General features: G+C 60.1%; 10 protein-coding genes. 3 read left to right on the forward strand and 7 right to left on the reverse strand.

Features of this window, described 5'->3' with window-relative positions; translation table 11 throughout:
* Window positions 1–13 precede the first annotated feature (13 nt).
* The 7 genes from prmA to HBN68_RS09540 all read right to left on the reverse strand — a co-directional run bounded on the left by prmA (window position 14) and on the right by HBN68_RS09540 (window position 9,418).
* Window positions 14–892 carry a 50S ribosomal protein L11 methyltransferase gene (gene prmA / locus HBN68_RS09510; protein ID WP_169963793.1) on the reverse strand — a complete coding sequence of 293 codons (879 nt, stop codon included), beginning with the start codon at window positions 890–892 and terminating at the stop codon, window positions 14–16.
* A 516-nt stretch (window positions 893–1,408) separates the two neighbouring features.
* Entirely contained in the window at window positions 1,409–2,767 is a 1,359-nt protein-coding gene (gene accC / locus HBN68_RS09515) for an acetyl-CoA carboxylase biotin carboxylase subunit (protein WP_094992037.1), read from the reverse strand.
* 17 nt (window positions 2,768–2,784) lie between these two features.
* Window positions 2,785–3,246: an acetyl-CoA carboxylase biotin carboxyl carrier protein gene (gene accB, locus HBN68_RS09520; protein WP_094992038.1), complete on the reverse strand. Its 462-nt coding sequence runs from the start codon at window positions 3,244–3,246 to the stop codon at window positions 2,785–2,787.
* Between the two features lie 25 nt (window positions 3,247–3,271).
* Window positions 3,272–3,727 carry a type II 3-dehydroquinate dehydratase gene (gene aroQ / locus HBN68_RS09525; protein WP_019408789.1) on the reverse strand — a complete coding sequence of 152 codons (456 nt, stop codon included), beginning with the start codon at window positions 3,725–3,727 and terminating at the stop codon, window positions 3,272–3,274.
* Window positions 3,728–3,845: 118 nt separating this feature from the next.
* Window positions 3,846–5,618: a protein-disulfide reductase DsbD gene (locus HBN68_RS09530; protein WP_169963795.1), complete on the reverse strand. Its 1,773-nt coding sequence runs from the start codon at window positions 5,616–5,618 to the stop codon at window positions 3,846–3,848.
* 114 nt (window positions 5,619–5,732) lie between these two features.
* Window positions 5,733–7,694: a methyl-accepting chemotaxis protein gene (locus tag HBN68_RS09535; RefSeq protein WP_169963797.1), complete on the reverse strand. Its 1,962-nt coding sequence runs from the start codon at window positions 7,692–7,694 to the stop codon at window positions 5,733–5,735.
* Between the two features lie 53 nt (window positions 7,695–7,747).
* Complete coding sequence (locus tag HBN68_RS09540; protein WP_094992041.1) at window positions 7,748–9,418, reverse strand: PleD family two-component system response regulator; 1,671 nt, start codon at window positions 9,416–9,418, stop codon at window positions 7,748–7,750.
* Window positions 9,419–9,703: 285 nt separating this feature from the next.
* Here HBN68_RS09540 and HBN68_RS09545 point away from each other — a divergent pair, with 285 nt between their 5' ends.
* From HBN68_RS09545 to HBN68_RS09555, 3 genes are all read left to right on the forward strand, one after another.
* Complete coding sequence (locus HBN68_RS09545) at window positions 9,704–10,771, forward strand: DUF2333 family protein (RefSeq protein ID WP_094992042.1); 1,068 nt, start codon at window positions 9,704–9,706, stop codon at window positions 10,769–10,771.
* Between the two features lie 3 nt (window positions 10,772–10,774).
* Window positions 10,775–11,308: an NUDIX hydrolase gene (locus HBN68_RS09550; RefSeq protein ID WP_094992043.1), complete on the forward strand. Its 534-nt coding sequence runs from the start codon at window positions 10,775–10,777 to the stop codon at window positions 11,306–11,308.
* A 231-nt stretch (window positions 11,309–11,539) separates the two neighbouring features.
* A complete protein-coding gene (locus HBN68_RS09555; protein ID WP_094992044.1) occupies window positions 11,540–11,911 on the forward strand; it encodes a translation initiation factor Sui1 in 372 nt (123 codons plus the stop codon).
* The last annotated feature ends 165 nt before the right edge of the window (window positions 11,912–12,076 follow it).

The raw sequence follows: 12,076 nt of genomic DNA on the forward strand, positions 1-12,076 counted from the left end.
ACAGGCGTGCATTCTAGCGCCGACGACCACTGATGCGCACCCAGCCATCGCGATTGGCGATCGGGTCCAGATCAAAGTCTTGCGCGTAGGCTGCTACCACTTCGTCGCCTTGCTCGGCAAGGATGCCGGATAGCGCCAGACGGCCACCTGGCTTGACCAGGCTCGACAGTTGCGGCGCCAGGGCGACCAGCGGACCGGCCAGAATGTTGGCCACCAGTACGTCTGCCTGAACGGGGGGCAGGTCTTCTGGCAAATACAGCGGGAACAACGCCTCAGCGATGTTGTTACGGCCTGCGTTGTCGCGCGAGGCTTCGAGTGCTTGTACGTCGATGTCAGTGCCGACGGCCTGTTTGGCGCCCAGCAGCAACGCGGCGATGGCCAAAATGCCCGAGCCGCAGCCGAAGTCCAGTACGTTGCAGTCTTTGAGGTCCTGGCCGTCGAGCCACTCAAGGCACAGCGCCGTGGTCGGGTGGGTACCGGTGCCGAACGCCAGGCCCGGGTCGAGCAGCAGGTTCACAGCCTCGGGTTCAGGCGCGGCGTGCCAGCTCGGCACAATCCACAGGCGCTGGCCAAAACGCATGGGCTGGAAGTTGTCCATCCAGCTGCGTTCCCAGTCCTGATCTTCGATGACTTCAGCGTGATGTTCCGGCAATGGCGCACCGGTCAGCAGTGCCAGATGGGACAGGACGAGTTCGGCTTCAGTGCCGCCTTCGAACAGTGCCAGCAAGTGGGTGTGCGACCACAGCGGGGTGGTGTTGAGCTCGGGCTCGAAGATCGGCTGGTCTTCGGCATCCATAAATGTGACCGAAACAGCACCGACTTCGAGGAACGCGTCTTCGTAGGTTTCGGCTTGTTCCGGGCTGATGGCGAGGCGTACTTGCAGCCAAGGCATGGCGGGCACCTTTGAAAAATAGGAATGTGCAGCCAGCGGGCTGCGAGAAGCGCGCAAGTTTACGCCAACGCAGGCCACCCTGCTATGGCAGGCCATCTGTAGGGGTGTGCCAGGGCCATTCGAGCAGGAATTCGAATTGGGCTGATGGTGCTTATGGACACGTCCTACATACCGTGATCGCCAATCTGGGCACTCTCTTCCTGATTACTGTGTATGAGGTTCATTCATTCAATGACTGGGCTTCATGGTTCTCAGCCGTGCTCCCTTTAGGGGCTACGTAAAAGAAGAGGCTTATGGCTCGGGGCTATGTTGTGAGCGGTTTGATCATCATCGCCTCCGATCTCCCCGATTGCACAGGCGATAACCCCGCGAATAAAAGTGCAAACAATGAGCGCCATGCCTTCACCCATCGCTTCTACGCGGCCTGAATCAGTTCGGTAGTCGGGTACTCAAAAACCTGGAACCCCGGACACAACAAAGCCGCTCGAAAGCGGCTTTGTTGAGCAGAAAACAAACTTACTGGTTAGCCAGTTTGTGTTCCAGGTAGTGAATGTTGACGCCGCCTTCGCAGAAGCCTTCGTCATTCACCAGATCGCGGTGCAGCGGGATGTTGGTTTTGATCCCGTCTACCACGATTTCGTCCAGGGCATTGCGCATGCGCGCCATGGCTTCGTCACGGGTCGAGCCCCAGGTGATCAGCTTGCCGATCAGGGAGTCGTAGTTGGACGGAACCTTGTAGCCGCTGTACAGGTGCGAATCGACGCGAACGCCGTTGCCGCCCGGTGCGTGGAAGTGCTTGACCATGCCAGGGCTTGGCATGAACGTGGCCGGGTCTTCCGCGTTGATCCGGCACTCCAGGGAGTGACCGTGAATCTTCACGTCGTCCTGGGTGAAGGACAGCGTGTTGCCTGCCGCAATGCTCAACATCTCTTTCAGGATGTCGATGCCGGTGACCATTTCGGATACCGGGTGCTCTACCTGCACGCGCGTGTTCATCTCGATGAAGTAGAAACGACCGTTTTCGTACAGGAACTCGAAGGTGCCCGCGCCACGGTAGTTGATATCGATACAGGCCTGAACGCAGCGAGCCAACACTTCCTGGCGGGCTGTTTCGTCGATACCCGGCGCCGGCGCTTCTTCCAGGACTTTCTGGTGACGGCGCTGCAGCGAGCAGTCGCGGTCGCCCAAGTGGATCGCGTTACCCTGGCCATCGGAAAGCACCTGAACTTCCACGTGACGCGGATTGGTCAGGTATTTTTCGAGGTAGACCATCGGGTTGCTAAACCAGGCGCCCGCTTCTTCGCGGGTCTGCTTGGCGGCTTCGATCAGGTCTTCTTCGCGGTTCACCACGCGCATGCCGCGACCACCGCCGCCGCCAGCGGCTTTGATGATCACCGGGTAGCCGACTTCGCGGCCAATGCGCAGGGCGGTTTCAGGGTCTTCGGGCAGTGGGCCGTCGGAACCTGGAACCGTTGGAACGCCCGCAGCGATCATGGCGTGCTTGGCCGATACCTTGTCGCCCATCAGGCGAATGGTGTCAGCTTTCGGGCCGATGAACGCAAAACCGGATTTCTCCACCTGCTCGGCAAAATCGGCGTTTTCCGCCAGGAAGCCGTAGCCCGGGTGGATCGCCGTGGCGCCGGTCACTTCGGCTGCCGCGATGATGGCCGGGATGTGCAGGTAAGACAGGTTGGCTGGTGCCGGACCGATGCAAACGGTTTCGTCTGCCAGGCCCAGGTGCATCAGTTCCTTGTCAGCAGTGGAGTACACCGCGACGGTCTTGATGCCCAGTTCCTTGCACGCCCGCAGGATGCGCAAGGCGATCTCGCCGCGGTTGGCGATGAGAACTTTTTCCAGCTTCTGAGGCTTCAACATCGTTGGCTCCCCGTGGTTCAAACGATGGTGAACAGCGGTTGGTCGAACTCAACCGGCTGACCGTTCTCGACCAGGATGGATTCAATAACACCGGCTTTTTCAGCCTGGATGTGGTTCATCATTTTCATCGCTTCAACGATGCAGATGGTGTCGCCGACCTTAACGGTCTGGCCCACTTCCACGAACGCTGGCGAGGTTGGCGACGGCGTGCGGTAGAACGTACCCACCATTGGCGACTTGACTACAAAACCGTTCAGTTTTGGTGCAGCCGGTGCGTCAACTACGGTTGCTACCGGGGTCGCGGCAACAGGAGCAGCGGCCGCCGGAGCTTGCATTGGAGCCGGTGCGTAGAACTGCTGAGCAGGAGTCTTGCTGTGACGGCTGATGCGTACGGACTCTTCGCCTTCTTTAATTTCCAGCTCGTCGATGCCGGACTCTTCCAGCAGTTCGATCAGTTTCTTAACTTTACGGATATCCATGAATCGTCAACTCCCAATGGGTCGGTCAGGGGCGTTTAGCTTGTAGTTCAAGCTGTTCCAGGGCGGCCTCCAGGGCCAGTCGATAACCGCTGGCGCCAAGGCCGCAGATCACACCTACCGCAACGTCGGAGAAGTAGGAGTGATGGCGGAAAGGTTCGCGTTTGTGCACGTTGGACAAATGCACTTCGATGAATGGGATGCTCACCGCCAGCAGCGCGTCACGTAATGCCACGCTGGTGTGGGTAAAAGCAGCCGGGTTGATCAAAATAAAATCCACGCCTTCATCGCGTGCGGCATGGATGCGATCGATCAATTCATACTCGGCATTGCTTTGCAGGTAGAGCAAATGGTGGCCGGCCTCGCGGGCCCGTTGTTCGAGATCCTGATTGATCTGCGCCAGGGTAGTGGCGCCGTAGACGCCCGGCTCGCGGGTGCCCAGCAGGTTCAGGTTGGGGCCATGCAGCACCAGAAAGGTCGCCATCTGCTTTTCCTTGTTATGTCAGTGCGGGGCGACTATGCCCAAAAGCGTAAACGCTGTCCAGTTAACTGCAATAGCCAGCACGATGCCCGATGTTCACGCAAAGTTTGTGACTCAGGCTTTAAATCTGGTCATTTGGTTTAGCGACACGTTCGGCGAAGTCCGCGGCATTGATCTCACCGATGACCCGTTGGTCACTGATTTCGCTGCCGTTTTTGGCAAAGAACATCAGTGCCGGCGGGCCGAATAATTGGTAGCGGTCGAGCAGGGCGCGTTGCTCGGGATTACTGGCCGTGATGTCAAAACGCACCAGTCGATAACCCTTGAGCAAATCCAGCACGTGCGGGTTATTCAACACCTCGTGCTCGATGACTTTGCAACTGATGCACCAGTCGGCGTACCAATCCAGCAACAAGGGCTGACCCGCGGCCTTTGCTTCGGCCAGTGCGGCATCCAGCTGTTGCGGGGTGCTGACGGTTTGCCATTGAGTTGTTACGGGTTCGGCACTGCTATCGACGGCCGTGGACGTCTGGACTGTCAAAGGCTTGAGTGGATCGCCTTGCCCGCTCAAGGCGCCGTACCAACAGAAGAGGGCATATACCAGCAAGAAAAGGCCCAGCAGTTGGGCCAGACGTTGGCGTGGTGATTTAAACGCAAACTCCAGCGTGCCCAGAAACAGGCTGACACCTGCCGCCAGAAAACCGATCAACAGCAGGGTAGCCGGGCCCGGCAGCACCCGGCTGAGCAACCCCACCGCCAGCCCCAGCAACAACACGCCGATGGTGTTTTTCACGGTCACCAGCCACGGGCCGCTTTTGGGCAGCCAGGCCGCGCCGCCGGTCGCCACCAGCACCAACGGGGTGCCCATGCCGAGCCCCAGCACCAGCAGCTTCAAGCCACCGCCCAGCGCATCGCCGCTGGCGCTGATATACAGCAACGCACCGGCCAGAGGCGCCGATACGCACGGCGAAACCAGCAAGCTGGAAACCACGCCCAGCACAGCGGCGCCCCACAGCGAGCCACCCTGAGTGTTATTGGCCACACGGTCCAGGCGATTACTGATGGCACGTGGCAGTTTGAGTTCGAACACCCCAAACATCGCCAGCGCAAACACGGCAAAAAACAGCGCGAAGGGCACCAGTACCCACGCCGACTGCAGGCGCGCCTGCAGGTTGAGCTGCGCACCGAACATTCCCATCAGGGCGCCGAGCAGGGCAAAACAGGCCGCCATGGGCAGCACGTAGGCCAGCGACAGGCTGAAACCGCGCCACCCGCCCACTTGGCCCCGCAGCACCACGCCCGACAGAATCGGCAGCATCGGCAGAACGCATGGGGTAAAGGTCAGGCCCAGGCCCGCAAGGAAAAAGATCGCCAGTTCTCGCCAACTCCAGGAGGTGGCGGGCGCTTTTGAAGTGTCATCCAACGCGGCGGGCGTGCTTTCGATGTTCAAACGCACGGTTTCGGGCGGGTAGCACAAGCCCTTGTCGGCGCAGCCCTGATAGGTCACGACAAGCGTGAAGGCGCCTTGAGCGTTCGCCGGGCGCGGCACGTCCACGTCGACAATGCCGTGATACACCTGCACATCGCCAAAATACTCATCATGCTTGGGCTCGCCTGGCGGCAGCTGGACCGGGCCGATGGCGATATCGGCGGGGTCGGTCTTGAACGCGAAACGGTGCTGGTAAAGGTAATAACCGTCGGTCGGCACAAAACGCAGCTTGATGTTATCGGGCGTGCTTTCGATCAGGTTGAGCTTGAACGCCTCGCTGACCGGCAGAAAATCGCGGCTGTTGTTGACCGCGCCCAATGTGGCGCTTGGACGATTATCGAGCAGCCCCGCGCCCATGGCGGGCACGGCGACGAGCAAACACAGAAGCAAAAACAGGCGGCGCATAGTGATCTCGCTTATCAAACGTGCGCGCATGATAGCGGAGTGAGAAACGCTGTGCCGAGCGAGGCCGGCCGCTGAGGGGAAGCGCCTGCATGGCAACCACCCGCTTGCCCGGCATTACACCCGAAACGCCTGCACGGCAGCATTCAACTCGCTACCCAACACCAATAATCGCTCACCTTGCTGGCGCCCCTGGCCTATACGTTGCAAGTTATCGTCACCCAACTGATGGATGCGCTCACTGTGGTCGCGGATTTCACTGACTGCGCCACTTTGCTGGGCGGTGACGTCTGCGATGCGAATGGCCGTATTGGAAATGGTGACGATCGCGTCGACGATTTCATCCAGCGCGCCATCGGCTGCCTGCGCCTGTCGGGCCGTGGCCTGAGCATGCACGACCTGAGCGCGCATGCCCTCCACTGACTGGCGGGCAGCTGTTTGCAACCCTCCGATCAGGGTCTGAATTTCGCCAGTCGCGCCTGCTGTGCGTTGGGCCAGGGTGCGCACTTCTTCGGCGACCACCGCAAACCCGCGTCCCATTTCGCCGGCACGGGCAGCTTCAATGGCGGCGTTGAGCGCCAGCAAGTTGGTCTGTTCAGCGATGGAACGGATTACCGTCAGCACGCCGCCGATGGTGGCCGACTCTTCGGCCAGTTGCTCGATCATTTGCGCGTTGCTTTGCACTTCGCCCACCAGCGCATGCAGCCCGGTCAAGCTTTGACCAATTACCCGCTGGCCCTGTGCAACCGCAATCCCGGCGCTGCGGCTGGCATCGGCCGCCTGACTGGCGTCGCCCGCCACTTGTGAAATGGTCGCTTCCAGTTCACCCAAGGCGTCGCGGATTTGGGCCGTATCGCCTGCCTGACGCTCGGCGCCACTGTGCAAGCCGTTACTCACCTCGGCCAGCGCCTGACTGCTGTCTGCCACTTGCTCGGCATTGACGCGCAAGGTGCCTACCAGATTGACCAGATAGTTGCGCAGGTGATTGAGCGAGGCCTGGATATCGCGCAGTTCACGATTGGTCTTGCCCAGTTGAATGTCGCGGCTGAAATCCCCTTGCGCCCAGGTCGACAGCATCGGCGCCAGTCGGGTCAGCACATTGGCCAGTCTGCGCTGCAAGGTGTCGATCAGCAGGGCGATCAGCAAAATCAGGCCAATCATCGCCCCCTGAATCAGCCGCACTTCGTCTTGAATCTGCCCGTGTTCGGCGCGTACGGCTGGCTCCAGCCCGGCGATGGCCTGTTGCACTGCGCTCAGCTTCTCGTGGGTGGCGTCAGCCAGTTGAGCGCGTTGTTCGATCTGGCTGCGGGTGCGCTGCAACTCGGCGGGATAGCGGCTCAGCAGGTTGTTGAGTTCGCGCTTGAGGCTGATGCCTGCGTCCTCCGTCGCACCCGTTTGTTGCGACTCAAGGCCCATCAAGGCCGCAAAATCGTCACGCCCCGAGTCGCTTTTGGTGCTGACCCCCAGCAAGGGCAGCGCCTCGATGGTGCGCGCTTGCGCACGCAGGGCGTCCAGTTCGCGGGCCACGTCCGCGGCCAGTTCACTGCGCCCGCTACTGACCAGTTTGTCGCGGCTTAAAGAGAGCTTTGCCAAGTGTTGGGAAGCATTGAGCAGCGGCATCAGGTAAGCGTGAGCATCGGCGCCGGTGGCTTGATTGGCGTACTGGCTGAGTTGCTCCAGATTGGCGCCCAGCTCCCGCTCGGCCTGCAGCAGTAACGCTTGCGGGTCACCGGCCAGTTTGCCCGCTGCCAACAGCTCGTTGGCGCTGTAGGTACTCAGGCTTTCGAGGCTGGGGCGCAGGGCGTTGGACAGCGCAGCAGGGAGCGGGGTCAGTTCGGTTTCCAGTGTCTTGAGCGCGCGCGTGGCACCGCTCAAGCGCAGGGCGTCGCCGCTGGTCAGGTAATCCTCAATATTGCGCGCTACCTGGTTCTGGAACTGTTGGGACAGGCTCAAGTAGCGTTCCATCAGTTGAAACGGTCGTTCAAGCGCGTGTTGCGACCACCCGAGGGTGGCGCCGAGGGCAAGGCACACGGCGACCAGCAACAGGGTGTTGAGGTTGGTAAGCAGCTTCAGGCGCATGTGGAATTTTGCCTACGACGCAATGAGAAGCGGCTGAAGTTATTGCACCTGCGTTACAGCGATGTGACGGCGTCCGGCAAGGTCGCAGAAATAGTGGCAATTGGCCTTTTTGCATGGAATCGCTCGATCCGGTTGCGCCCGTTGTGCTTGGCACGGTACAGCGCTTCGTCAGCCTGGGAAGCCATGACCAGGCCGTCTGTGTCGTCTTTAAGTTCCACCACGCCCGCGCTGAAGGTGCAGCATAAGTCCTTGGGTTGGGCTGGATAATGAATCTCCGAGAAGCGCTCGCGGATGGTGTTCAACACCGCATGGGCCGCTTCTTGATCGGTGTCTGGCATCACAATCGCAAACTCTTCGCCGCCATATCGCCCAATAAAATCGGTCTTGCGCAGACGCTGTTTGAGGAACAACGCCAGGCTTTTAATTACCCGGTCGCCCATCGGATGGCCGTAGGAGTCGTTGACGCGCTTGAAATGATCAATGTCGATCATGGCAAAGCTCAGCGGCCGGTCTTCGCGGCGGGCGCGGAAGGTGCAATCTTCGAGCAGTTGCAGGATATGCGTGTGGTTGTACAGGCCGGTCAGGCTGTCGCGCACCATGCGCGCTTTTAAATGCCGCGCGCGGGCAGCGCGATTGCGCACGGTGGTGATCAAGTGTCGCGGCTTGATCGGTTTGGTCAGAAAGTCGTCGCCGCCCTCGCTCATGGCGTCCAGTTGTTTGTCCAGATCGTCTTCAGCCGACAGATAAATGATCGGTACGCTCACGTAGCGATCATTGTGGCGAATCACCTTGGCCAGCTCGGTGCCGGTGCAGGCGGGCATGTACATGTCGAGGATGATGAGGTCGGGCTGGAAGTCGGCCAGTTCGGCCATGGCCTGAATCGGCTCAATCAGGGTGCGGGTCACGATCCCGGCACTGTTGAGCAGGCGTTCGGTGTGCAACGCCTGAGCCCGGGAATCATCGATGATCAGCACTTTGTACGGTTCGTACTGCGCGACGCAGGTCAGTACCTCGATTTTTTCCATCAGGCTGGAGGCTTCGAGGGTGCCGGTCAGAAACTCTTGCCCGCCAGCGCGCACGGCGGCCAGGCGGGTAGGGGTGTCGGTTTCGTGCAGGCTGAAAAACAGCAGCGGCAATTTTTGCTCAAGCCCTGACTGCGCTTCAGCCGCGAGCAGCAGCCCATTGCCGGAACCGCTGAAATCCACGTCCATCACAATCGCGGAGGGCAGGCGCTCACCCATGGCGCTGCGAAAGGCATTCACGCTGGGCAGTGATTGCGCGCCCAGGCCGAAAAATTCCAGTTGTTTGGCCAGTCGTTCGGCCCGGTCATGGTCCTGAAGCAGGATGTACACGGGCTTGCGCAGCGGCGGCAGGAAGGTGTGGTCCAATTGATCGCCGTGGCGCAAACCGGTCCGCGACAAACGCTGCATCAAACGATTGAGTTCTGTGATCAGCGTGCTGCTCAGGCGCCCGCGGTTGGCCTCGACCTGCTGCAATGCCTGGCTGATGGCGCGGGCCAGTTGCGAGTGCTCGGGTTGCTCAAAGCGTTCGGCAAATCGCAGCAAGCGCAGGTTTGCATCGCTGAGTTCAGCAAGGTCGCAAGGAGCCCACTCATTGCCCTGCAAGCGCTGCCAGATCTCAAGAATTTGACGTGCCTGATGGATGACCCGCTGGGCAAAGTGGTTCTTGAGGCGCTCGCGGCTCGGGTCTTCTTGCTCGGTCATATCCTGGCTGCTTCGTGAGGGGGCATGCTGAGGTTCGACTAGTGGCTCTATGCTAGCAGCTCTTTGGAAATGCACGAGCCCTGACGCGAAATTTACGCAGGCCCGGTTACATTTATGCGTCGCGATGTGTGTGGCGGTGCTGTGAGCATCATTTATAGTGGCCCCCGCCTGTCGCAAGCGCCTTGTTGCAGATCAACCGGCCTTCGATTAAAAACAGGCAGATGAGGCACGATGGGTTAGGGTTGTGGTCGAACCGTTGAATTCAGTAATCGAAAGGATATAGCCATGCTGGACTGGAAAAAACGTGAGGGCAGTGCCCACGAGTCGGTCAAGGAGACCAGGACAGAGCCGCGTGGCTATTTCAAAAGCATCTTGCTGAGCCGCTCCATTGCAACCCTGTTGGTTGTCTATGTGCTGGTATGCCTAGGGCTCGGCTGGTATTGGAGCCAGGAGCCGGATCTGTTCCCGGTGCAGCAAAACGCCCAGCAGGCTGCCGAGCGTGAAGGCAAGCAAATGGTGCCGGGCTTCACCACCGTCGAAACCCTGAAAACCGTGGCCGGCACGTTGCTCAACAAACCGGGCGGTTACCTGTCCAATGACCGTTTTCCACCAGGCCTTGTGCTCGACAATATTCCGAGCTGGGAATACGGCGTGCTGGTGCAAGTCCGCGACCTGACCCGTGCCCTGCGTAAAGACTTCGCCCGCTCCCAGTCGCAATCGGCTGAAGACGCGGATCTGGCCAAGGCCGAACCGCGTTTCAACTTTGACAACAAGAGCTGGATGCTGCCGTCGAGCGAGTCCGAGTATCAGGAAGGCATCAATTCGCTGAGTCGCTATCAGGCCCGCTTGTCTGACCCGAACCAAAAAAACGCGCTGTTCTATGCCCGTGCCGACAATTTGAACAACTGGCTGGGTGACGTGGGCACGCGCCTGGGTTCGCTGTCGCAGCGTCTGTCTGCCAGTGTGGGCCGGGTCAAACTTAACAGCACGCTGAAGACCGAATCGTTGCAGCCGGGTCAAGTGCCGGTGGTTGACGAAGAAGTCGTCGAAACCCCCTGGATGCAAATTGATAACGTGTTCTATGAAGCGCGTGGTCAGGCCTGGGCCTTGTCGCACCTGTTGCGTGCCATCGAAGTCGACTTTGCCGACGTGCTGGCTAAAAAGAATGCAACCGTCAGTGTCCGTCAGATCATCCGTGAACTGGAGGCTGCTCAAGAGCCGGTCTGGAGCCCGATGATCCTCAATGGCAGCGGCTACGGCATGCTCGCCAACCACTCACTGGTCATGGCCAACTACATTTCCCGCGCCAACGCGGCGGTCATGGACCTTCGTCAATTGCTTTCACAGGGTTAGGTGATGGCTATTTCACCCGAGGAGGCCGCCCACCGTGCGGCCTCTGATGCCGAGCAGGTGGCTTGGGTCGATCGCGAAGACACGCTGCTGGGCGGATTGCCCCGTGCCGAGCTTCGTGATCGGGGGTTAATCGGGCGCGGCACGTTCATTTTGTTGTTCAACTCGTCCGGCGAGCTGTGCGTGCACCAACGCACGATGAGCAAGGCGCTGTATCCGGGTTATTGGGACGTGGCGGCTGGCGGCATGGTCGGGGTGGACGAAACCTATGCCGAGTCAGCGGCCAGGGAGCTTCACGAAGAGCTTGGCGTCAGTGGCGTACCGTTGACGGCGCACGAACGCTTTTACTTCGACTGCCCGGACAACCACCTGTGGTGCGCCGTGTTCTCGGCCGTGTGGGACGGGCCGTTGCACGTGCAGCCCGAAGAGGTCCAGCAAGCCTGCTTCATGCCCGTGGAGCAAGCCTTGCGTTTGAGTCAAACCCAGCCGTATTGCCCGGATTCACTGGCGGCGCTCAAGCGTTATCTCGAGAGCGCCTGATTGCAGCCTTGTCCCGCGCAAGCGACCCAACGCGATACAAAAAAATTGCGCCGATTGGCTCTTGGGCACCGGCGAATTTGTCGTTACACTGCGCGACCTTTTTCAGGCTCAAGCGGCGTCCCCGCCTGAGTTGCGCTGCCCCTGCCAGAGTGGGGCTTCGCGGTCGGTATCCCATGGCGCTCCCGCGTCCTGCACCGGCCAATTTTTTGTCCTCCATCTAGAGGATTGCCGGTGGCCAAAAAAGCCGCATCCTTCGCCGCCCTTGGTGGCCTGGTATTTTCCACCGACGCAGGTCGTCACTGTCCGGACTGTCGCCAGCCGGTGGACGCCTGTACCTGCAAACAGACCCGCATCCCCGACGGTGACGGCATCGCTCGCGTGCGCCGCGAAAGCAAAGGCCGTGGCGGCAAGACCGTGACCACCATCACCGGTGTGCCGCTGGCTGAAGACGCGCTCAAGGAGCTGGCCACCACGTTGAAAAAACGTTGTGGCACCGGTGGTGCGTTGAAAGACGGCATCATCGAGATCCAGGGCGATCACGTCGACCTACTGCTGGCCGAACTGGTCAAGCATGGGTTCAAGGCCAAAAAGTCCGGCGGTTAGCAGCCTCTGTGAAAGCCACCGTTGAGCGCGCCTGTTGCCCTGCCGGGCTGACAGGTGTTGCGCGGCCATGGTTTTCACAGAGCCTGTTATGACGGGTTTCTAAACTCCGCGCTGTTGCCAGGGTCTACCTTGCACAGACGAATCGTCACTTTCACGCCTTAGACT

This window comes from Pseudomonas sp. WS 5078, assembly GCF_012985745.1.
In the GTDB taxonomy this organism is placed as follows: domain Bacteria; phylum Pseudomonadota; class Gammaproteobacteria; order Pseudomonadales; family Pseudomonadaceae; genus Aquipseudomonas; species Aquipseudomonas lundensis_A.

What these genes read in the sequence shown, in the direction of transcription:
- prmA (WP_169963793.1), bottom strand. Translation starts at nt 892, where the DNA reads ATGCCTTGGCTGCAAGTACGCCTCGCCATCAGCCCGGAACAAGCCGAA.
- accC (WP_094992037.1), bottom strand. Translation starts at nt 2,767, where the DNA reads ATGTTGAAGCCTCAGAAGCTGGAAAAAGTTCTCATCGCCAACCGCGGC.
- accB (WP_094992038.1), bottom strand. Translation starts at nt 3,246, where the DNA reads ATGGATATCCGTAAAGTTAAGAAACTGATCGAACTGCTGGAAGAGTCC.
- aroQ (WP_019408789.1), bottom strand. Translation starts at nt 3,727, where the DNA reads ATGGCGACCTTTCTGGTGCTGCATGGCCCCAACCTGAACCTGCTGGGC.
- HBN68_RS09530 (WP_169963795.1), bottom strand. Translation starts at nt 5,618, where the DNA reads ATGCGCCGCCTGTTTTTGCTTCTGTGTTTGCTCGTCGCCGTGCCCGCC.
- HBN68_RS09535 (WP_169963797.1), bottom strand. Translation starts at nt 7,694, where the DNA reads ATGCGCCTGAAGCTGCTTACCAACCTCAACACCCTGTTGCTGGTCGCC.
- HBN68_RS09540 (WP_094992041.1), bottom strand. Translation starts at nt 9,418, where the DNA reads ATGACCGAGCAAGAAGACCCGAGCCGCGAGCGCCTCAAGAACCACTTT.
- HBN68_RS09545 (WP_094992042.1), top strand. Translation starts at nt 9,704, where the DNA reads ATGCTGGACTGGAAAAAACGTGAGGGCAGTGCCCACGAGTCGGTCAAG.
- HBN68_RS09550 (WP_094992043.1), top strand. Translation starts at nt 10,775, where the DNA reads ATGGCTATTTCACCCGAGGAGGCCGCCCACCGTGCGGCCTCTGATGCC.